Origin of the sequence: Paenibacillus sp. RS8, assembly GCF_041956825.1 — a bacterium.
Classification (GTDB): domain Bacteria; phylum Bacillota; class Bacilli; order Paenibacillales; family Paenibacillaceae; genus Paenibacillus_AQ.
In genome coordinates this window covers 1,395,101-1,416,079 of the sequence record NZ_CP168131.1, presented here as the reverse complement: position 1 = coordinate 1,416,079, position 20,979 = coordinate 1,395,101, and the positions used below count along the sequence as shown (strand labels likewise).

Annotated in this window: 18 protein-coding genes and 1 pseudogene; 15 read left to right on the top strand and 4 right to left on the bottom strand. The window is 43.5% G+C overall.

Annotated features, from left to right (window positions below; genetic code table 11):
* The first annotated feature begins 194 nt into the window (after positions 1-194).
* Positions 195-2,621, top strand: coding sequence for an RNA polymerase recycling motor HelD (gene helD / locus ACDZ28_RS07580; protein WP_375105317.1), 2,427 nt, complete (start codon positions 195-197; stop codon positions 2,619-2,621).
* Between the two features lie 48 nt (positions 2,622-2,669).
* Here helD and ACDZ28_RS07575 read toward each other — a convergent pair whose 3' ends face one another.
* Positions 2,670-3,662 carry an AraC family transcriptional regulator gene (locus ACDZ28_RS07575; protein ID WP_375104366.1) on the bottom strand — a complete coding sequence of 331 codons (993 nt, stop codon included), beginning with the start codon at positions 3,660-3,662 and terminating at the stop codon, positions 2,670-2,672.
* A 310-nt stretch (positions 3,663-3,972) separates the two neighbouring features.
* Here ACDZ28_RS07575 and ACDZ28_RS07570 point away from each other — a divergent pair, with 310 nt between their 5' ends.
* Complete coding sequence (locus ACDZ28_RS07570; protein ID WP_375104365.1) at positions 3,973-5,373, top strand: MFS transporter; 1,401 nt, start codon at positions 3,973-3,975, stop codon at positions 5,371-5,373.
* Positions 5,374-5,476: 103 nt separating this feature from the next.
* Positions 5,477-6,742: a glycoside hydrolase family 1 protein gene (locus tag ACDZ28_RS07565; RefSeq protein WP_375104364.1), complete on the top strand. Its 1,266-nt coding sequence runs from the start codon at positions 5,477-5,479 to the stop codon at positions 6,740-6,742.
* A 124-nt stretch (positions 6,743-6,866) separates the two neighbouring features.
* Here ACDZ28_RS07565 and ACDZ28_RS07560 read toward each other — a convergent pair whose 3' ends face one another.
* Positions 6,867-7,331, bottom strand: a complete 465-nt coding sequence (locus ACDZ28_RS07560; RefSeq protein WP_375104363.1) for a VOC family protein — start codon at positions 7,329-7,331, stop codon at positions 6,867-6,869.
* A 159-nt stretch (positions 7,332-7,490) separates the two neighbouring features.
* On the opposite strand from ACDZ28_RS07560, the gene ACDZ28_RS07555 reads away from it, so the two are divergent.
* From ACDZ28_RS07555 to ACDZ28_RS07515, 9 genes and pseudogenes are all read left to right on the top strand, one after another.
* A complete protein-coding gene (locus tag ACDZ28_RS07555; protein WP_375104362.1) occupies positions 7,491-7,925 on the top strand; it encodes an Lrp/AsnC family transcriptional regulator in 435 nt (144 codons plus the stop codon).
* Positions 7,926-8,026: 101 nt separating this feature from the next.
* Positions 8,027-9,763: a sensor histidine kinase gene (locus ACDZ28_RS07550; RefSeq protein WP_375104361.1), complete on the top strand. Its 1,737-nt coding sequence runs from the start codon at positions 8,027-8,029 to the stop codon at positions 9,761-9,763.
* A gap of 5 nt (positions 9,764-9,768) precedes the next feature.
* On the top strand, positions 9,769-11,349 hold the full coding sequence (locus ACDZ28_RS07545; protein WP_375104360.1) for a response regulator: 1,581 nt from the start codon (positions 9,769-9,771) through the stop codon (positions 11,347-11,349).
* 157 nt (positions 11,350-11,506) lie between these two features.
* A complete protein-coding gene (locus tag ACDZ28_RS07540; RefSeq protein WP_042131644.1) occupies positions 11,507-12,427 on the top strand; it encodes a sugar ABC transporter permease in 921 nt (306 codons plus the stop codon).
* 39 nt (positions 12,428-12,466) lie between these two features.
* Positions 12,467-13,348: a carbohydrate ABC transporter permease gene (locus ACDZ28_RS07535; protein ID WP_042131643.1), complete on the top strand. Its 882-nt coding sequence runs from the start codon at positions 12,467-12,469 to the stop codon at positions 13,346-13,348.
* A gap of 54 nt (positions 13,349-13,402) precedes the next feature.
* On the top strand, positions 13,403-15,004 hold the full coding sequence (locus ACDZ28_RS07530; protein ID WP_375104359.1) for an ABC transporter substrate-binding protein: 1,602 nt from the start codon (positions 13,403-13,405) through the stop codon (positions 15,002-15,004).
* A gap of 193 nt (positions 15,005-15,197) precedes the next feature.
* Entirely contained in the window at positions 15,198-15,482 is a 285-nt protein-coding gene (locus ACDZ28_RS07525) for a small, acid-soluble spore protein, alpha/beta type (protein WP_375104358.1), read from the top strand.
* Between the two features lie 190 nt (positions 15,483-15,672).
* Positions 15,673-15,855 (top strand): annotated as a pseudogene (locus ACDZ28_RS07520) (YiaA/YiaB family inner membrane protein); the annotation flags it as partial.
* A 57-nt stretch (positions 15,856-15,912) separates the two neighbouring features.
* A complete protein-coding gene (locus tag ACDZ28_RS07515) occupies positions 15,913-16,149 on the top strand; it encodes a YiaA/YiaB family inner membrane protein (RefSeq protein ID WP_306035596.1) in 237 nt (78 codons plus the stop codon).
* A 65-nt stretch (positions 16,150-16,214) separates the two neighbouring features.
* Here ACDZ28_RS07515 and ACDZ28_RS07510 read toward each other — a convergent pair whose 3' ends face one another.
* Entirely contained in the window at positions 16,215-17,237 is a 1,023-nt protein-coding gene (locus ACDZ28_RS07510) for a hypothetical protein (RefSeq protein WP_375104357.1), read from the bottom strand.
* Between the two features lie 151 nt (positions 17,238-17,388).
* Between ACDZ28_RS07510 and ACDZ28_RS07505 the strand changes: the two genes are divergently transcribed.
* From ACDZ28_RS07505 to ACDZ28_RS07495, 3 genes are all read left to right on the top strand, one after another.
* Positions 17,389-17,976, top strand: a complete 588-nt coding sequence (locus ACDZ28_RS07505) for a DUF1349 domain-containing protein (RefSeq protein WP_375104356.1) — start codon at positions 17,389-17,391, stop codon at positions 17,974-17,976.
* A 131-nt stretch (positions 17,977-18,107) separates the two neighbouring features.
* Entirely contained in the window at positions 18,108-18,692 is a 585-nt protein-coding gene (locus tag ACDZ28_RS07500; RefSeq protein WP_375105316.1) for a spore coat protein, read from the top strand.
* Between the two features lie 145 nt (positions 18,693-18,837).
* On the top strand, positions 18,838-20,148 hold the full coding sequence (locus ACDZ28_RS07495) for an amino acid permease (RefSeq protein WP_375104355.1): 1,311 nt from the start codon (positions 18,838-18,840) through the stop codon (positions 20,146-20,148).
* 4 nt (positions 20,149-20,152) lie between these two features.
* On the opposite strand, the gene ACDZ28_RS07490 is transcribed toward ACDZ28_RS07495, so the two are convergent.
* On the bottom strand, positions 20,153-20,926 hold the full coding sequence (locus tag ACDZ28_RS07490; RefSeq protein WP_375104354.1) for a YqcI/YcgG family protein: 774 nt from the start codon (positions 20,924-20,926) through the stop codon (positions 20,153-20,155).
* Positions 20,927-20,979: the final 53 nt, after the last annotated feature.

Sequence of the window (20,979 nt, the reverse complement as noted above, 5' to 3'; positions counted from 1 at the left end):
GGTTCTTCTACATATAATTAATTTGCATGCAAAGAAAGTTCGTGATAATATTATAGAACTGCTGTTAATTTCACTTATTTACACATAAGTATAACATCTTATCTACACTATTATAATACCATGTGGATCAGCAGTTTGTCAAATTTAATTTTTGCTTCTTTATAACAAGAATGAAAAGGAGCGTGTTCGTGAAGATGGTAGACGTAAACGATTGGCAGCAAGAACAAGAACGGCTTGATTTGGTTACGGAAAAGCTGCGATTAAGAATCGCAGAACTAGAACCCGAAGTAACTGGGTTACGTGATCAGGTGGTGGACATTCGCAAGCGGTTTTGGGAAGAAGTCACGGTCAATACGAGCACAGACGAAGATTTCGAAGAGACCTTCTACAGTATAAAGCAGCAAGAAGCGTTGTTGTCCGAGCGGGAACGCAGTCACCGGCAACGGGTCCAGCGTTTTAATAATATGAAACGGCTTCTGCCCTCTCCCTATTTTGGGCGAATGGATTTTCATGAAGACGGCCTGAGCTCCAGTGAGAAAATTTATATCGGAGTGGCTTCTTTCGTCGATGCAGACGGAGTGGACTTTCTGGTGTATGACTGGCGAACGCCTATTGCAAGCATGTACTATGACCATTCTCCGGGGAGATCCACTTATGAAACGCCAGGTGGGCAGATTACAGGTGAGATGATGCTGAAGCGGCAATATCAGATCCGTTATGGCCAGCTCCAGAACGTGTTCGATACGAGCTTAACGATCGGGGACGAATTGCTTCAGCAGGTGCTTGGCAAGGGCGCGGGTTCACAAATGAAGAGCATTGTGGCGACCATTCAGAAGGAACAGAACGCCATCATCCGCAATGACAAAAGTCGTATGCTCATTGTACAGGGGGCGGCTGGCAGCGGAAAGACGTCCGCAGCGTTGCAACGGGTAGCCTATTTATTATACAAACACCGCGATAGGCTTAAGGCGGATCAGATCGTTCTTTTTTCGCCAAATCCTATGTTTAACAGTTATGTATCGACGGTTCTGCCCGAGCTTGGCGAGGAGAATATGCAGCAAACGACGTTTCAGGAATACCTTGCTTATTGGCTTGGATCCACGGTTCATCTAGAGGACCCCTTCGAGCAGATTGAATATGTACTGACATCATCACAATCCTCGCAGGGATATGAAGCACGGCTAACGGGAATGCAATATAAGGCTTCTGAAGCCTTTCTGCATGCTCTCCAAAGCTACGCACAATGGCTAGGGAAAGAAGGAATGCTGTTCCACAGTATTCGTTTCCGGGACCGCGATTTGATTACTGCGGAGCAAATGAAATCGCAATTTTACAGCTACGACAGCTCTATCCGATTGGCGAATCGCGTCGCTTTACTACGTGAATGGCTGCTGCGCGAGTTGACTAAGCTAGAACGTCAGGAAATGGAGGCACCCTGGGTTCAAGATGAGGTCGATTACCTCGACAACGATCAATATGCCGAAGCGTACAGTGAGGTGCTTAAGAAGTACCGGCGAGAAGAGGCTGTCTTCGATTTTACGGAGCAGTATCTTGAAATCTATGGCGATTTTCGTATTCAGAAGGACGGGGAAGAGAATGTTTTTGACTTTAGTTCGCAGGAAGAAGAACTGCTGCGTCGAATGATCGTGAAGGAGCACTTCAAACCGCTGAGACGGGATGCCAAACGGTTGAAGTTCATAAATACGATTGGATTATACGATCAGTTGTTTAGTGATGCTGCTATCTATCAGGAAATGACGGGTGAGACCGAAGTACCTGATCAATGGTCAGAAATCTGTATGCAAACGAAGGAAAAGTTGAGCCATACTGAACTGTTTTATGAAGATGAGACTCCGTTTCTGTATTTAAAAGAGCTTATCGAGGGTTCTCGCACGAATACAATGGTACGGCATTTATTTATTGATGAAGGACAGGACTATTCGCCGTTCCAATACGCATTCCTCAAACAATTATTTCCTCGAGCCAGCATGACGGTGCTCGGCGATTTCGGCCAAGCGATATTCCCGCAAGCTACCAATCTGCAAGAGGTCAATTCTCCTTTGATTCGGCTTTATGGTGAAGAAGAAACGAACCTGTTTCGTCTAATCCGAAGCTATCGCTCCACTCGCGAGATTGTGGAGTTTACGAAGGAACTTCTACCCAATGAAGAGATCATACCTTTTGAGAGAGGCGGGGAGAAGCCGGGCCTAATGAAGGCTAGCAACAACGTGCAGCGGGCGGTGCGAATAAAAGAGGATCTTGGGGCGCTTATGGCTGAAGGGCTCGATTCCATTGCCGTTATTACAAAGACTGCTGCAGAAAGTCGCGAGGCTTATGAAGCATTGGCTGCACAGGGCTGCGACAATCTGCGGCTTATTACGAAGGAAACGCTCACCTTTGAGAAGGGAACGTTGGTTATTCCTGCGTATCTTGCTAAGGGGGTAGAATTCGACGCCGTACTAATTTACGATGCTTCTATGCAGACTTATTATCGGGAGAGCGAACGTAAACTCTTTTATACGGCTTGTACTCGCGCGATGCATCGCCTTCTGCTGTACACGACAAGCGATTGGTCACACTTTATTCAAGCCTTGGATACCTCTTTGTATGAGGTAGTGTAATTAGATTGTCCGCACGGCTTGCTGTTGACGACCGGATGTCAGGTTCTTTTAGTGTTTATTTTCTCTAAACTTGTTGGGTGTTTGGGAGTAGACTTCTTTAAATTTTTTGAAGAAGAAGGAGACGCTTGAATACCCGACTTCTTCTGCGATATCAGGAATGGGAAGTTCTGAATTGGACAAATAGATGACGGCCTTATTCAACCGTTCAATCTGGAGAAGTTCCTTAAACGACTTCCCGGTCGCTCTTTTGAGCATAGCCGAGATATAGTTAGGGTGATATTTATAGTGCACAGCCATTTTGGTGAGGGTGCAATCACGATGATTCTTTTCAATATATCTTAGAAAATCAATAACAATAGAATCTTTTTGACTTATATTTCCGGCCTCAATACTGGTCTTGGTGTTACTGTTTCGAATCAATTCTGTAAAAAAAACGAATAAATAAGAGTCAATCATATCCGTAGAACAAAAATCTGGATCGAAATATTCACACATTATATTCTGCATGATTTCTACGATTTTAGAGCCGTTTTCTAAGGGGAAGTGGAGATAATTATTTGCTCTTCGAGAATCGATCAGAGAGTCTATCAACAATTGAGAGATAGTGCTTTTTTGTGTGAAACGGCTAAGAAAACCTGAGGTCAAGTAATCATGTTTTAGCTTGATATCGATGACAATATCCGAGTTGGAAATTCCTTTTAGTGTGTGAGGGGTTTGCTTATCAATGATGATGACTCCGCCCTCATGCATGTTGATTTCCCCATTTTGCATGACCACTGTGCATTTTCCTTGGTAGACGTAAATCAATTCGATGTATTGATGAATATGTAGCGGGACTACTGAGGAAGGCACGGATTGAAAAATAACAATGTTATCCTCAATGGGTGTATAGGCCATATCAAAACTTAAGTTAAATATATAAACCCTCTGACCATCTACCTCTATCGTTTCAGCGTTATATGTGTTTTTAATAAGTTCCCAATCTGGCACATCTCTAAGGTTGTTCGAAATCAAATAGGATCGTAATTCACTATTATTCATTGGAAGGCTCCTATTCTTTGAAACCAGCATGATATATCTTTTTTAAATTATAGTTCAATATATGTTTTACCTCAATGGCGTGATGAATTAGTTTATTTGGAAGCTCCTAAGAAAGAGAGGAGCTTTTTTTATTTTTATGAATGGCTTCAGAATAGTGAAAATAAAATCTTTGAAACGAGCACTAATGTGCTTGGATTTTAACATTAAAATAAATGAAAACGCTTGCTAAAATAAGTGGTGAAGGAGGGTTTAAACACATGAGGTGAAAGGCTGAATTTGAAGCTAATTATGATTTTAAGGGGGACAACAGATGGCTACACCGGCGATGGGAACCGAAGCGATTATAGTAGATAACGGAGCTCAGGATGCTTATACAAAGATATCGTTGAAAGAACGTTTTGGATATGCGATAGGTGATTTTTCTACAAATATTATTTGGACAGCTATTACAACCTTTCTCACCTTTTTTTATACAGACATTGTTGGAATTTCAGCAGGTATTGTAGGTACAATCCTTCTGGTTACTCGACTCCTAGATGGTGTAGCTGATGTAGGCATCGGTGCTTTGGTTGACCGGACGAAGAGTAAGCATGGCAAGGCTCGACCTTGGATCAAATGGATGGCTGTGCCGTTCGGCTTGTCTGTCATGATCTTGTTTACAGCACCAGAATTAGGCCACACAGGTGCCATTGTCTATGCGTCGCTTACGTATTTCATTGTCAGCTTAATCTATTCATCCATTAATATCCCCTATGGTGCTTTGAATTCGCTTATGACACAGGACCCTTATCAACGTTCTTTGCTTAGTATAACTCGGATGGTCTTAGGAATTTCAGGAGGGGTTCTCATTAGTTTTTTCGCCATGCCTATGATAAACACATTCGGTGGCGGGAAAATGGGTTGGTTTTTAACCTTTGTGATCATCGGGGTGATCTCCCCACTCTTATATGCCATTACGTACAAAACAACGAAGGAGCGCGTAAAACCAATTGTTGTACAGAGGGCTATTCCATTCCGAGTGGGTTTTAAGGCTTTGCTGCGGAATAAGTTCTGGTTAATTGTTATTCCATTCTCCACGTTGATTTTCCTAAGCTCGGGCGTTAGCGGGGCGCTAAATATCTATTACGCTCAATACATTCTGCATAATCCGGCCCTTGTCGGAGCCTTATCTCTTGCAGGGTTGGTGCCAATTGTGGTCGGCATGATCATCTCAACACCTCTCATTAAGAAGGTTGGAAAAAGAAATGCAGCTTTAATTGGAGCTTGTATCTCCTTGGTTGGATCATTACTGATTCTTGTAGACCCAACAAGCTTTCAAGTCATTATGATCAGTACAATATTGAAGACACTTGGAATAGCTCCAGCCGTTGCCACAGGTGCAGCCATGCTTGCTGATACCGTGGATTACGGAGAATGGAAAACAGGAGTTCGCACGGAAGGTTTAATTTATAGCGGACACAGCGTAGCATCGAAAGTCGGTAGTGGGCTGGGAGGAGCGGTTGTTGGATGGACATTAGCCTTCGGAGGATATGTAGGTGGGCTTGAAGTTCAATCGGATATGGCTCTATTATCCATTAAGAATTTGTTTATATATGTTCCAATGGTATTGGCTGTACTGCAAATCGTGTTGATGTCTATTTATAGTCTGGATAAGAAATATCCTGCAATTATGGCCGAGCTGCAAGCTTTGGCTAATGATAAGAAGGCCTAGACCTTAACGGAAACTGCAAGAGCCATTTACGTGGTGAGGTTCGTGCAGTTGTCCGAATCGGGGCTTTAAAATATAGAATAAATTAGGATTAGGAGTGTTGATTGTGGAGAATTTATTTCCTGTAAACTTTATTTGGGGTTCATCTACGGCAGCTTACCAAGTAGAAGGTAACAACACGAACAGTGATTTTTGGGCAGAGGAACATGCAGAGGGTTCTCCTTATTTAGATAAATCAGGCGATGCTGTTGATCACTATCGGTTGTACCGAGAAGATATTGCCCTTATGGCTAGTTTAGGCTTGAAAGCCTACCGTTTTTCCTTGGAATGGTCGAGGATTGAACCGGAATCCGGACAATTTTCACGTTCTGCTATCCTTCATTATCGAGATGTGTTGCAGACCTGTCATGAGTTTGGACTTACTCCGATTGTGGCATTGCACCATTTTTCTTCCCCCAAATGGTTAATGAGACTAGGAGGATGGGCTAACCCGAATATTCCGGATCTTTTCTCAGCCTATTGTGAGGTTGTTATCCGTGAACTGGGCGATTTAATCCCCTATGTATTGACTTTCAATGAAGTAAATCTTCCGATCATGTTACGGGATGTTTTCTCCAATATCGGAGTTATTCCCCCTGTAGGGATCGATACCAAATCCTGGTCCTCGCCTAAATGGAGAGAATCGGCGGCTAAGCTCTGTGGAACTACAGTCGACCAATACTTCACGTTTCATATGATCTCTGATGAAGCAAGTATCAGCATCCTTAAGGAGGCACACCTGAAAGCACGTGAAGTTATCAAGGGTATACAGCCTAACATTCAGGTAGGCTTATCCATGGCCCTTTCCGATTTTCAGTCGATCCCGGGTGGAGAAGCACTCGCCGAGAAGAAATGGAAAGATAACTTTGGTGAGTATGCAGATATAGTGAAAGGGGATGACTTCTTTGGGCTTCAAAACTATACCAGGGAGGTTTACGGTCCGAATGGTCTGGTCAAGCCCGCGGATGAAGCAGAGCTTACACAAATGAAATATGAGTTCTACCCTGAAGCGCTTGGGAATGTCATTCGAAAAGTAGCGAAAGAGCTACATATCCCCATTATTATTACGGAGCATGGAATTGCTACAGATGATGACAGTCGTCGGATTGAATTTATTCGTAGAGGGTTAGAAGGCGTACAGGCTTGTTTGGCAGAGGGGATCGACATAAGAGGATACATGTACTGGACATCCTTTGATAACTTCGAGTGGAATTCAGGGTATTCGATGACATTCGGGATTATTGGAGTAGATAGAGGCACACAAGAACGTAAAGTTAAAGAAAGCGCCGAGTATTTAGGACGGATCGCACACAATAATAGTTTGAATTTTTAAAATTAAGGCTAAATGATTTAACCAAGAGAGCAACTGAATAATTATTAGAAAGGAGCCAGTCTCAACATGAGAAGGCTCCTTATTTGTATTCTTGTTATTTGCCAATGTGCTGAGTGGATACATTTTAGTTTACATTGGTCGTACTAGACATATCAAAATCAACCTCTTCGAGAAATTCGATAACTTCTCCATTCGGACTGTGAATAATCGCGTTCCTAATCTGTAAGGGAGGTTCACCAAGAGAAAGAGAAGCGGGTTCTATAAAAGCCTTTGCTCCATGAGCAAGGGCTTTTTGATATATTTCATCCACATTATCCACATAGAAGGCCAAATGTAATAACGCTCCGTGAGCTACTTCTTCTTCAGATAAGGCTTTTTTCCCTTGAGCAGCAATCACTGCATCGTTATCAAAAATCTCTATGCAAGTTCTTTGGTCAGGCGAAATCAGCATCGATGCTTCTTTAATTTGAAAGGCTGGCAGACTCCAGTGATGACCTAACTTGAATCCTAAGACGTTAATATAAAAAGAAATGGTTGCTTTATAAGCCTTGGCTTGAATCGCTATATGTGCAATACCTTTTACGCTCATCTTTAATCGCTCCTATCGCTAATGTACTATTTATTATAGTTGGATTAAAATAGGAGATACATATATAAGATAAGTGTTTTATAGTGACATGGTTATTGAATATAAGGTATTTTAGTTGAATGGGTTTATTATATAAAATTGGGTGAGGAGGCGCTTACTATGGAACATCTTATGGATGATATTGATAAAAAGATTATGCAATTACTGCAGTACAATGCCCGAATGCCCATTTCACAAATCAGCAAAGAGGTTTCGATGTCACAGCCTTCCGTTAAAGAAAGAATTATTAAGCTAGAAGAAAGGAACATCATTTCGGGGTATCACACAGCTTTTAATTTGCGGGATCTGAACCGGGGTACGACTACCTTTATTCTAATTAAAACAGAACAATGCCAAGAGCTCACTGATTTTTGCAACAATGCTATGGAAGTTACCGATTTGTTCCGCATTAGTGGAGAATATAACTATCTTATTAAGGTGCAGACCTCATCGATTGAGGCGCTTGCTGAATTTCAAGATCAACTTATAAAGTTTGGACCTTCCAAATCGCATATCAGTTTGAAAAACATTTTGGAGAACAGAGTGCTGCTCTAAAGATAGCTTCCAACATACAAAATATAGTAACCGCTTTCTTTTCGTTGTAGAATGGGTGGAAATAGTAGTTATGATGGATACGGAGATAAGGGAGCATGCGCATGGAGAGGAAACTGCTTAGTAAAAAATATATTCCGTTCACATACAAGATGATGATTCCGTATCTGATTCTAGTATTGCTGACAGACATGCTGGTTGGCTATATAGCCTATACAATGCTCGTCGAATCCAGGACCGAAATGGCAGAAACGAATGTCCGTACGGCTTTGAAGCAGACGAGAAGCAACATCGAATACCAGACAGATGAAATTAAACGTATGACCAACTCGCTGTTTCTAAATACGAATTTTCAGAATGCCCTTCAGTTCAGGGGAGATCCTTTGGAAAACATGCTCAAAATGAGAGACGATATTGTTCCTTATATGAAGGCTCCTCTGCAGCTGTATGGAAACAAGCTGAGACTTGCGCTTTTTACCGTTAATGAGACGATGCTTGAAATTACCGGTGATGATATGTCGACGCCCATTGGTAGAAGTGATTATTATGTCCTTTCTGATCAGGTGATCGAGAATACAGATTGGTTTAAGTCGATCATGGCAAATAACGAGGACAGCTTGTGGCTTCAAGCGGACAACGATCGTGAACTAGGCAATATTTCGTATTTTCGTAAGCTCGTTTCTTCCAAGGCAGCTCCGGCTATCATTGGGTACATTCGTGTTACGGCGAGAATCGACGAGCTTTTTGGCAGTTTCGATACTTTTCCAATTGAACAGGGGCTTAATCTTCGTCTGATGGATAGGGCGACAGGGTTGACGATGTATGAACAAGGTATTGTCGATGAAGCTGCGAAGCAAGACTCTTATTTAATAATAAGTGAAGATATTCCGGTATCCAGCTATGTCATTGAGGCACGCGTGCCCCACTCTTATTTGAACAAAGACGCCAGTAGAATGCGGAAGGTGATTAGTACCGTTTGTTCCATTAGTTTTTTGGTGATGGCTATTATCGGTTTTCTAGTTGCACGTATATCTGGCAAAAAAATTAAGCGGATTGTATATTTGGTTCGGTCGTTTCAGGAGGGGAATTTCTATAAAAGAATCGGATTTCCGGGAAACGATGAATTTGTCTATATTGCGAATAGCTTTAATCAAATGGCGACCAGCATTCAGGAACTCATCCGGAACGTCTATGTGCAGGGTATTCAGAAAAAGCAAGCGGAGCTGGATGTGCTCCAAGCCCAGATCAGCCCCCATTTCCTGTACAACACATTGTCGACGATTGGCAGTCTGGCCAATTTGGGGGAAACAGAGAAGGTTACACAGATGGTACATGGCCTGTCTAAATTTTATCGACTCACGTTGAATGATGGGCATGTATACATCTCACTTGAAAATGAGCTGGAGCAGGTGAGGATGTATCTGGAGATCCAGAGAGTAAAATATGCGGATGCCTTTGAGGTTTATTATGATGTCGATCCGGAAATTTTACAGATTCCTATTATCAAGCTGATTTTGCAGCCGTTTGTGGAGAATATATTCAAGCACGCTTGGTTCGGGGAGACCATTGCGATTCGTATTACTGGAAAGCGGCTTGGTGACCGCATCGAACTCAAGGTCATTGATAACGGGATCGGCATGCGACCGGATACACTTCGAAACATGCGGTCAAGCGCATACCAACCTGGCAGCTACGGTCTTAGAAATGTGGAAGAACGAATTAAACTGAGATACGGCAGCGATTTCGGCATTCAAATCGGCAGCTATTTTGGAGCGGGAACGACAGTTCAAATCATCTTACCGGTGGATAATGCGGAAATTAGGGAAGTTATGGGGGAGTGAGAAGTATGGCGATGGAGATCAATGTTCTGCTGGTGGATGATGAAGTAATCGATTTGGAATGGCTCAGACGGCGTGTGGCCGGCAGTGATCGTTTGCCTTTGCATAACGTGAGAACGGCAACGAGCGGGTTTGCCGCTCTGAAAATAATGGAGCAGCACCCTATTGATATTATTCTCTCTGATATCGGTATGCCGATTATGTCGGGCGTGGAATTCGTGCGTAAAGCGAAGGAGATCAACCCTGAAGTTCATATTCTTTTTATTAGTGGACATCAGGATTTTAATTATGCCAAAGAAGCGATTCAATTGAACGCCTACAGTTATTTGCTTAAGCCTGTTGATGATGACGAGCTGAACGAGACGTTGACCGAACTCTGCACCAAGATAGAGAAAGAGCGTAAACAGCATATTTCCTTGTCGGAAACGCTGACGCTTGTTAATCAGGAGCTGCTACTGCGGTGGTTTAACGAGGCTGCTCCGGGACAGGTGGAGATGCACATTCATAACGTTCTCACACCATACTTACAAGGTGCATCGGCAGTTGCCATCATCGAGATCGACGACATGGCGCGGAGAATCCAAACCTGGACAGAAGAAGAGCGGAGCTCGTGGAGCAGCAGTGCTAATCAGTTCATTCGTAAGTTCGCTCAGGATCAAAATTTGGGCATGGTGATTACGGCCTATGACTATCGCTTTGTAATCCTCGCTGCGGTTCAGGAGCAATATTTCATTGCTTTGCTGGAAGAGCTGCTTCGGGCATTCTATCAGGAGTTTTCCTGTTCGATTACAATTGGAAGAGGAATGTACACAACCGACCCGGTCAAGCTTCATGACTCCTACCGGCAGGCTCAGGCCGCTTTAAGCATTAAATGGATCGTAGGTAAGAATAGGCTCATTCAAGATGCCTCGGAGTGGCACCCGAAGGAAAAAATCGCTTCGGATTTAGAGGTAATTGTTGATCGGATGCTTAAAGCTATGCTCGAATACGACCTTACCACTGTAGACGATTGCTTGCTGCAGCTATTTGCCGGAGACAGCCCGCTCTCCCAGAAAAACGACATTTACGATATCATTATCCGGATTACCTCCAAGCTTCATGCTGATCTACAGCAAATGAATGAGCATTTGTACGAGATTTTAAACTGGGATTCTCATCAACCTTTTGTGCTGTTTCAGTTTGAAACGGTGCATGATATCCTTTCGTGGTTAAGAAGAAGGTTCTTTGAATTGTCGGAGCGGCTTTACTTGAAGCGCCAAAGACAAAAGCGGAAGTTAATCGATGAAATTACGGAATATGTGAAGGAAAGGTTAGATCAAAAAATAACATTAAACGAAGTCGCCGCCCACTTTGATTTTACGCCTAACTATCTGGGTCATTTGTTCAAGGTAGAAACTAATAGTTTATTTAGCGATTTTCTAAGTGAATTGCGTATGAAGCGGGTATGCGAGCTACTCGAAGATCCAACGAAGAAAGTATATGAGATTGCGGAACAAGCCGGATATAAGAACATTATTTATTTTAACAGGCAGTTCAAGCAATACATGGGCATGTCGCCCGGCGAGTACCGGAAGAAAAATAAAATCTGAATTGATTTCTTATTGAGGAGGCTCATGTTCTAAATGGACAGGGGCTTTTTTTCTTATCAAATCGTTGAATTAGTATTATGTTTAGTTGTTTGGCTGAATTATCTTACTGCCGCCATCCTTTTATAATGAGAGCTATAGAGAAGAAAGGGGTGCAAAGATGAAAGGGCATACATTTTGGAGCGATTTGAAAAACTACAGGGTTTTGTTGCTGATGCTGGCTCCGGCGGTTGCTTTTTTTCTTTTGTTTGCCTATGTCCCAATGGCAGGCATTATTATTGCCTTTAAGCATTATGATTACGCGGGCGGTATTTTTGGGAGTGCCTGGAACGGGTTCGACAACTTCCGCTTTTTCTTTGAATCAGGGGATGCCTGGCGGGTTACACGAAATACTGCATTGTACAATATTGCCTTTATCGTGGTGAATAACGCTTTGCAAATTTTTGCAGCGATTATGTTGTTTGAAGTCGGTGGCAAATGGTTTCGCAAAATTACGCAATCGGCGCTGTTCCTTCCTTACTTTATTTCATGGGTTGTTGTTGGTGCAATCGCCTATAACCTGCTCAATTATGATATCGGTACTGTGAATGCTCTCCTTAGAGGACTTGGGCTGGATCCTATTGATATTTACAATACGCCTGCCTACTGGCCATATATCCTGGTTATCGTCTCCGCCTGGAAGGGTCTTGGATACGGAACGGTGATGTACTTGGCAGCGATTACAGGCATAGATACTGAAATGTACGAAGCGGCTGAAATCGATGGCGCCAACATTTTTCAGCGGATCCGGAAAGTGACGATTCCAAATCTTTACCCGACGATTATTATCTTGGTGCTGCTGGCGGTCGGGAATATTTTCCGCGGTGATTTCGGAATGTTCTATAACATGATCGGCAACAACGGTTTGTTGTTCTCTTCAACAGACGTTATCGATACTTTCGTGTTCAGATCGCTGATTACTTCGAATGATATCGGCATGTCGGCTGCGGCAGGTGTTTTCCAGTCCGTTCTTGGCTTCGCAACGATCATGACTGTGAACTATGCTGTTCGTAAATACGATAAAGACCGCGCCTTATTCTAACCGCATCAGAGGTACAGTTTTCATAATGGAGGTAACGATATGAAGCAGCTCGATCGTAAAATATTCTCGGGTATTGGTTATGTATCCCTAATCTTTCTCGCAATTTTATGTATATTCCCGTTTATACTTGTCGTATCTTCATCGCTGACGGAAGAAACTAAAATTCTAACGGATGGCTATCAATTTATACCGACTGCCTTCTCAACGGAAGCCTACAGGATTTTATTTAAATATCCCGACCAGATGATTCAAGCTTACACGGTGACAATCGGCGTTACTATAATAGGCACACTGTTTGGCTTGTTTCTGACTTCGATGACGGCTTATGCGCTTTCCAGAAAAGATTTTAAATGGCGTAATAAGTTCTCGTTCTTCTTCTTCTTTACAACTTTATTTAACGGCGGTCTCGTTCCATGGTATCTGCTTATGGTTAACTATCTCCATATAAAGGATACACTCATGGCTTTAGTGATTCCGATGATGCTTAATGTCTTTTACATCATTGTTATGAAGTCTTTTATGGGCAGTATTCCGGAAGCGATTGTGGAATCGGCCAAAATTGACGGCGCAGGCGATTTTAAAATTTATGCCCGTCTAATCCTGCCTCTTTCCAAGCCGGCGCTAGCTACAATTGGTTTGTTCCTGGCCCTTGCTTATTGGAACGACTGGTACAATGCCCTTCTATTTATTTCTGATGAGAAACTGATGCCGCTTCAATATTATTTGTACAAAATGCTAGGCAATATGGACGGCATGCGAAAAGCCATGATGGGTGCAGGAGCAGTCGTAACCACATCGATCCCGAGCGAGAGCTTGAAGATGGCAATGACGGTTGTGGCCACAGGTCCGATCCTGCTCGCTTATCCATTCGTTCAGAGATATTTTGTTCAAGGTTTAACGATTGGCGCTGTGAAAGGATGAACCCGGGTATATCCGGTTTATCAATATAATTAAACACAAGGGGGAAGGCTTGAGATGCTGAAGAAAAATAGATTGATCATGCTGGCGCTCGTTTTAACCTTCGTAATGATTCTAAGTGCATGCGGCGGTGGCAATAACAACGCTAATACGCCTGCAAAGGCTACAAGTAATACAGAGGTTGCAGGTGATGCTACGAACGCACCAGACGCCACCAACACCTCAGAACCTGCAGCTGACCCGAACACCATTGATACCTCAAAAGAAGTTAAGCTGAAAATGATCTTCGTTGGTCCTAAACCGGTAGACTATGATAGTGTTTTTGCTGAGATTAACAAAAAGCTGAAAGAAAAAATTAATGCGACCCTTGAGGGCGAGTTCTTGGACTGGTCTGACTGGGCTCAAAAATATCCATTGAAGCTGGCGGCAAATGAAGATTTCGATCTCATCTATTCAGCAAACTGGGCTGGCTATAATGATCAGGCGCTGAAAGGCGGGTTTCTAGAATTAACCGATGAGCTGATTACGAAATATATGCCGCAAACTAAGGCAGTGATGTCAGATGTGAGCTGGGATCAGGCAAAAGTAAATGGCAAACTGTACATGGTTCCACAAAACAGAGGAGAGTCTGTTGAAAAGCTGATCCTGTATCGTGAAGATTTGCGTAAGAAATATAATCTTCCTGAAATCAACAGCCCGGAAACGTATGCTACGTATTTGAAGACGATAGCTGAAAAAGAAAAAGGAATTACACCTTTCACTCCGGAAACGGGAGACTGGAAGTATCATAACTTAGACCGTGTATTACTGAAGCAGCAAAGCGAATGGAATATGTTTGACCTCGACCTTCCGTTTGCCTTCAAATTGACGGATGAAACAGGAAAAGTCTTTAACGTCTATGAAACACAAGAGTTCAAAGATTTGCTCGTGTATTACAAAGATCTAGCTGATAACAATGCCTGGTCAAAAAACGTACTAAACAGTAAAAATGATCATCAGGCGGATTTTAAAGCAGGAAAAACCGCGTCGATTACGCACAATAACGGAACACTTGGAGCACTCATGGCTTTAATGCGTCAAGAAAATTCACCTTATGAAGTGGCACTAGCCGATATCAACCAAGGTAAGAAAAAATCAGTAGCGATTTCTACACAAAACGGTACGTCGATTCATGCGACTTCCAAAAATGTGGAACGTTCCTTGATGCTGATCGATCTGATGCAGAATGATAAAGAGCTGCACGACCTGATGATGTACGGAATTAGTGGCGTACACTATGAACCGGTTGGCGACACCAAATATAAAGCACTCGATAAAAATCCGAACTTTACCGGCTTCTCTAATTGGAACTTTAACTCGCCACTCAACCTTGACAATGAAGCATTCCCTCAAGAAGCTAACGATCTAGCTAAGGGCTGGGAAGCTAACGTCTACCATTATGCTCTTGAAACCTTTGTATTCGACAATAGCAAAGTGAAGACTGAAATTGCCAATGTGGGCAATGTAATGCTCCGCTATGCCATTCCGCTTGAGTACGGTGTAATTAAAGATATCGACAAAGGACTTGCAGATCTGAACAAACAACTAAAATCAGCTGGTGTTGATAAAATTCAAGCTGAGCTGCAGGCTCAAATCGATGCTTTCTTGGCGAACAAGTAAGATACAGGATAAGGAAGACCCAACAGTCATGGGATGGCTGTTGGGTCTTCCGCTTTTTGTTGAAACAAGAGGAGAAGCACCCTGACAGCAGTTGATCCTTATCCCTGCTTGGAAATAATCGGAGCTATTCAACAGGGGTGGTGGTTTCGTTTTCCGGGCATGTTACTTAAAACATGTTAGGAGGGGATAAGGGATGTCCAGAAGAAACAGGAAATATGCCGTGCCGGGAGTCAGCCGCGGAATGCAAATGTTTAAAGCCGAGGTGATGAGGCGCGAGGGTTATAATGTAGATCCGGAGCGGCCTGATGATGTGAAATACGAAGTCGCAAAAGAACTTGGTGTCCCATTGGAGCACGGTGAAAATGGACATTTGAGTACAGAATCAGTGGGTAAGATTGGCGGGAAAATTGGTGGATCGATGGTCCGCGAAATGATTCGTCTCGCACAGCAGCAATTGGTGGACCAGGAGAGGGAATAGCATTTTTCTAATCATAATGTTGCAGTAATCATGGGAGGCGGCTTTAGTCCTAAATTGCCTGGGACGGAGACCGTCTTCTTTGCGTTTTCCCAAAACAACCTAATTAATGGTAGAATTTTACCGATGTTCCACGGTATAGTGAAGAAGGATATAATGCCATTCAATTCTGTATTGGGAGAGGAATCGTCGGATGAATCAGAGGTATCGTAAACGCAACACAGCTGCTTTCACAGGGGTATCGTATTTTGCATTGGCTGCAGGTCTTTTTCTATTCTGTTTGGGGGTGTACAACGACGATTGGGAATTGAACGTGAAAGGGTATTATTTGCTTTGCATGGTGTTAATTACGATTAGCTGTATCGTTGTGCAAAAGGTTGTTAGAGACAATTCAGAGGATAAAGAAATTAAGCTGGAAAATCCGAAACACAGGATGAGAAATACAGGGGCTTTCACAATTATGGCTTTTGCAGGCTTGGTTATTGGGTATGTAATGTTCTTTATTGGTCTGTACAATGCTCCATTTCAATTGAATGTAAAGGGGTATTATATAGCTGTTATTCTGTTGATTTCATATAGCGCCGTTGGCGTTCAGAAAGTGACGAGAGATAACGCCGAGGACAAAGAGATTCTCGCCGAGCAAGATGCCAGGAGGGACATTCAAGGATAAAGAGGGACAATTATCATAGATTATAAAGAAGAGCTTCGTGAGTAGTGACGAAGCTCCTTTTTATTTTAAAATCCCTTATCCAAATCCTCCAGCACCATTTCCAGAATCATCCTCGTATCCTGTTTCAGTTCGCCATTCAAATGCTCTCTGATATAAGAGACAGCCGGTTCGCCGAGTCCAATCATTTGTTCGTACGCTTCGTAGTCGGTTTTCCAGAAGCTGTAAGGGCTGCCCTCACCGAATTCACCCTGCTCGATGACAGTAACCCAATGAAGAACCTGCCCTTTAAGCGGTTTCTGCTGCACTGCGTTGACGGCTACCTGGAAGGCTTTGTCCTTCTCGTTTACATTAGGCATCGCCTTATATAGCTGCTCCTCGCTAACGCATTTTCGAAGCAACTGACTGGTGGTGAGAAAATCCCCTCCGACGCCATCCGCCGCAGAGACGTAGGCGATGAAATCATCGGTGCGATTGAGCTGCTGAAGGTCATGCTCCAAACGATGAATCACATCAATGGCTATCAGGAAGAGCTGGGAATCTCCAAGTGTTTTCTCCAACATATAGTTTTCTTCGATTGCGAGATATCGGGGCTCGTCCATGTTGATGCAGTAGAGAATACTCAGCCACTTCTGAAGCCGCTCAGGTATTTCTTCATACATGAATGTGTAGTCACCTTCTGCGTATTTGAATTCCTGATAAAGCTGCTCGCGGGCCAAGTTATAGTGGTCGTTTTTTCTTTCAAGATACCGCTGACGATTATGTTCAAGGGCGTCCTCCACACTTTGGTTCAAACATTCCAGATTGTTGATGTAAATTAGATAGTCTCCGTGATACGTATCAGTATAAATGGAAAAGGTGTAGACATCCTTGTTGTTCCCCTCTGCGATATAATTCCTCAAAGCAGATTTACAAAACTCATATAAGGCTTCTTCAACGTCTTTGGAACTCACAACGATACCATCAGTCGAGCTGATCGAATCCATCTCGATGATTTTCTTATCGGGGGTACAGAGGATATAGCTTCCACTGCCATCCAATTCCCGTCTTCCACTGATTAGCTTGCCGATATGCACATCATAAGCACTCATTGTCGGAACATCTCCCTTTGTTTGAATGTGTATGCAATATTCAACGTGAGTTGGAGTATTTTCAGCTTATTAACTTTCTTGAGGGAGAGTTGTAAAGCTAAAGTTACTCCGTTAAAGTGATCATAAGACATGTTAGATAAGGAGCAGTGAAATGAAATTTATAAAAGAAAATCTCTTCTGGCAACATCCAACGAGCACTTTTTCTATTACAGATGACAGGATTGAAATTGTAACTGAGCCTAATACTGATTTTTGGCAACGCACCTATTATGGGTTTAGAAATGATAATGCACCTGCGCTGCTAATGAAGACGGACGAGAAATACTTTTCTTTTATAGTGAAAACTGATTTTGACAGCGCTCATAGATTTGACCAGTGTGGAGTAATTGTTTATCAGGACAGTGACAATTGGTTCAAGGCATCGATTGAATATGAGAATGAAGAATATCAAAGATTGGGTAGCGTAGTTACGAATCACGGATATTCAGATTGGGCAACAACAGATATCGATGCAACAATAAAAACAATGTATTACAGATTAAGTCGGCGTGAGAGTGACTTCTGTGTTGAAAATTCTCTTGATGGAATTACATTTAAGCAGATGCGTATATTCCATTTGTTTGAAGGGAGTGAGCAAATAAACTTTGGTTTATATGCTTGTAGTCCAGAGGATTCGTCATTTAAAGCAACATTCACAGAATTAGAAATAACAGAATGTCAGTGGTTGGAGCACAAATAAGATTCATAAAGCACTCAAGCGGCTACAGCATGCATAATTGGCTATCTTCTCCTTCATATTATAGAGGGTACTCATCTAAGAACAAAGGAGAATATACTTTGCAGCAGCAACAACAGTCAGGAAGCTTGACGATGGGCGGACAGCAGCTAGGTCACGGCGCCCACGAAATGTTCGATGTGCACGAGGTATTGTCCTGCCAGATCAATGTACTGGACCAGTTCATGATATTCAGAACTTTTGTTCAGGATCAGGAGCTTCTGTCCATCTTGGATCGGCAGTACAATTTCATGCTGGATCAGTACAACTTGACCTGCCAATGCTTTAAGACAGGGCAAAAGCCGAGCCAGGAAACGGCTACCTATCTCATCCCGAATATGACACAGCCAGTTTATGGCCTCCAACCTGCCCAGCCGAAGAAGCCTAACACGTCACTGACAGATGTGAAAGATGCAGGGGTCAGCGGGTATATGCTTGGTCTAATCAAATCCCATGCCTCTTTGCTGGCTATGTCATCACCTGAAGTGACGAACCCAGCGCTGCGCCGGGTATTGGCTTCACAGGTGCAGCAATTTATTGAAATGGGTTATGAGTTGTTTCTTTATCAGAACAAACATGCCTATTATCAGGTTCCGCAGCTTCAGGTTTCAGTAATACAGCAGATGCTGGATGCCTATGTTCCTTATGCCGGATCTCCTCAGATGCCGACAAGCAACTAGAGCACTACCGATCTCTAAATTGTAAATTACCCGGCTTCGTTCGTTATTGAACAGAGGCCGGGTTTTCTTGTGCCTGCCTAAGCTTGTACCAGAATAAAATAGCACCCGATAACGCATAGTAAAACCAGACGGAGGGGATATACATATGGGTACTCCAACTGGCAAGCTACCCTGGTGGCAGCTTACTCTATTTGGTGTAGGCTGCACGATTGGCACGGGATTCTTTCTTGGTTCCAGCATCGCTATCCGTAAAAGCGGATTATTGGTGTTGGTTATTTTTGTGTTGGCGGCTGTGGCAACTTTGTTCGTCTATGAGGCGCTGGCCCAAATGACTATGCAGGATCCTCAAAAAGGTTCTTTTCGTAGTTATGCCAAGGAGGCTTTTGGCCGCTGGGCAGGCTTTGGCATGGGTTGGATCTATTGGTGTTCAGAAATTCTAATACTTGGCAGCACCTTAACTGCCTTGGGCCTGTTCTCGCGGGTATGGTTTCCGAGCTGGCCGCTTTGGATTTTTACCGCAATTTATGCTGTGATGGGTCTGCTGGTCATTATTCTAGGTAGCCAGGGGATTAACAAAGCGGAAAATCTATTCGCCATGATTAAAATCGCCGCGGTACTGATGTTCATCGTGGTCGCTGCGGTTGCCCTTTTGAGAGGAAGGGGAAACTGGGATACGCTTCACAGTTCGGCAGCATGGCTGAATAAAGGTTGGATGGGTGCCTGGAAAGGATTACTTTATGCGTTCTATGCTTTTGGCGGCATTGAGGTCATGGGCTTTATGGCGTCGGATCTCCGGGACTCCAAAGAAGCTCCGAAAGCAGGCAGGTTTATGCTGCTGGGCGTGACATTGCTGTATGTACTGTCGATAGGACTCGCCCTATTATTCGTGAGCCCTGAGAAAGTGAGACCTGATCAAAGCTCAATTATTGCTGCACTTGAAGCGATGGAACTACCTATTCTTGTATATGTGCTGAATGGGGTAATGATCGTGGCCGGATTCTCCATTCTAGTGGCTTCGTTGTATGCGGTCTCGACTATGCTGGTGACCTTGGCTGAGGATAAAGATGCTCCTTCTTTGCTGGCGGTGACTAAAGGAAAAAGGGAGATGCCGCTCTACGCGCTTGGTATCAATATGCTGGGCCTGTGCGTGACAATTGTACTGAGCTTGTTTCTGCCAAAGCAAATTTTTGAGCATATCACCACAGCGGCCGGTCTAGTTATTTTGTACACATGGCTATTCATCCTTGCCTCTTTCCTTAAGTTACTGAAACCAAAGATGGGCGGTTGGATTAGATCCATGGTCGCTATGGCGCTGATCATTGCTGCCGTGGCAGGTACACTTTTTGAAAAAGGGGGCCGTCCCGGCTTCTGGTCCAGCCTTCTGATCATCTGTGTCATTGCGTTGATTACCTGGTTTAGGGAGCACCTTTTGAAAAAACGCGGACAAACTTCATAAGCGCTTAAGAGTGAAATTTCATTCCTATTGCTTTGAACTTGTTCTTCATATAAGTATATGGACATTTAGACGGTGCACTCTCGTCATCTCGTAGAAAATATTGCTTCCATTCTAAATTGCTCTCCTGCCCATACCATTGAAGGGAAGGATGTGCGGGAACACTATCGTAGTCAGCGAGCTTCTTGCGGATCTGCTTCTTCATATTGCGCCCAAATGCGGTAGAATCGTTAATATTCTCAAATACCCAACGCGGCTGAAAGGCAATGACAAAATAAGGGGTATGGCGGCTTCTCCGCAGCTCATGCGCCGGGGTTGCGCAGAACGCAAAATACGGATGCCCATCAAAGCAGAACTCCCACGAAGGATGGGAGGGATCTGTAGAAATTTCATCCGGCCAGGGCACCGTGTCCACCGCGCTGACGCGGTCCAGAACCGACCAGAACAAATCCTCATATTCCTCAATGGTGAAACCTTTGGCCAAATCTTCCGGTGTTTCAAAAAATAGAACAAGGGACGCATATTTGCCGGTATCCCGTGAGCATTCCCCATATTGACGAAGTAATTGAGCGACCTCTATTGCAGAATCTTCACTTCGTGGATCAGCTACGAAACCAAAACGCAAATGATTGGACAGAAACCCCTGACGTCCCGGAATACAGGGGTATTTGCCTTCGGGATCTGCAATCATAGATGTAAATTGACGAAAAGCATCCTGTTGCCAGTACGCCAGCTCAGCTAGATGCTCATCGAGCCAGACCTTTGTGTTCAAATGGGCCATCCAAAAACACCCTCCTCGTTAAGTTCAAAACATCCTATGCGAAGGGAGGGAGA

Bases quoted from the DNA above. Each gene is read 5' to 3' on its own strand.
- helD (WP_375105317.1), top strand. From the start codon at position 195: ATGGTAGACGTAAACGATTGGCAGCAAGAACAAGAACGGCTTGATTTG.
- ACDZ28_RS07575 (WP_375104366.1), bottom strand. From the start codon at position 3,662: ATGAATAATAGTGAATTACGATCCTATTTGATTTCGAACAACCTTAGA.
- ACDZ28_RS07570 (WP_375104365.1), top strand. From the start codon at position 3,973: ATGGCTACACCGGCGATGGGAACCGAAGCGATTATAGTAGATAACGGA.
- ACDZ28_RS07560 (WP_375104363.1), bottom strand. From the start codon at position 7,331: ATGAGCGTAAAAGGTATTGCACATATAGCGATTCAAGCCAAGGCTTAT.
- ACDZ28_RS07555 (WP_375104362.1), top strand. From the start codon at position 7,491: ATGGAACATCTTATGGATGATATTGATAAAAAGATTATGCAATTACTG.
- ACDZ28_RS07550 (WP_375104361.1), top strand. From the start codon at position 8,027: ATGGAGAGGAAACTGCTTAGTAAAAAATATATTCCGTTCACATACAAG.
- ACDZ28_RS07545 (WP_375104360.1), top strand. From the start codon at position 9,769: ATGGCGATGGAGATCAATGTTCTGCTGGTGGATGATGAAGTAATCGAT.
- ACDZ28_RS07540 (WP_042131644.1), top strand. From the start codon at position 11,507: ATGAAAGGGCATACATTTTGGAGCGATTTGAAAAACTACAGGGTTTTG.
- ACDZ28_RS07535 (WP_042131643.1), top strand. From the start codon at position 12,467: ATGAAGCAGCTCGATCGTAAAATATTCTCGGGTATTGGTTATGTATCC.
- ACDZ28_RS07530 (WP_375104359.1), top strand. From the start codon at position 13,403: ATGCTGAAGAAAAATAGATTGATCATGCTGGCGCTCGTTTTAACCTTC.
- ACDZ28_RS07525 (WP_375104358.1), top strand. From the start codon at position 15,198: ATGTCCAGAAGAAACAGGAAATATGCCGTGCCGGGAGTCAGCCGCGGA.
- ACDZ28_RS07515 (WP_306035596.1), top strand. From the start codon at position 15,913: ATGAGAAATACAGGGGCTTTCACAATTATGGCTTTTGCAGGCTTGGTT.
- ACDZ28_RS07510 (WP_375104357.1), bottom strand. From the start codon at position 17,237: ATGAGTGCTTATGATGTGCATATCGGCAAGCTAATCAGTGGAAGACGG.
- ACDZ28_RS07505 (WP_375104356.1), top strand. From the start codon at position 17,389: ATGAAATTTATAAAAGAAAATCTCTTCTGGCAACATCCAACGAGCACT.
- ACDZ28_RS07500 (WP_375105316.1), top strand. From the start codon at position 18,108: ATGGGCGGACAGCAGCTAGGTCACGGCGCCCACGAAATGTTCGATGTG.
- ACDZ28_RS07495 (WP_375104355.1), top strand. From the start codon at position 18,838: ATGGGTACTCCAACTGGCAAGCTACCCTGGTGGCAGCTTACTCTATTT.
- ACDZ28_RS07490 (WP_375104354.1), bottom strand. From the start codon at position 20,926: ATGGCCCATTTGAACACAAAGGTCTGGCTCGATGAGCATCTAGCTGAG.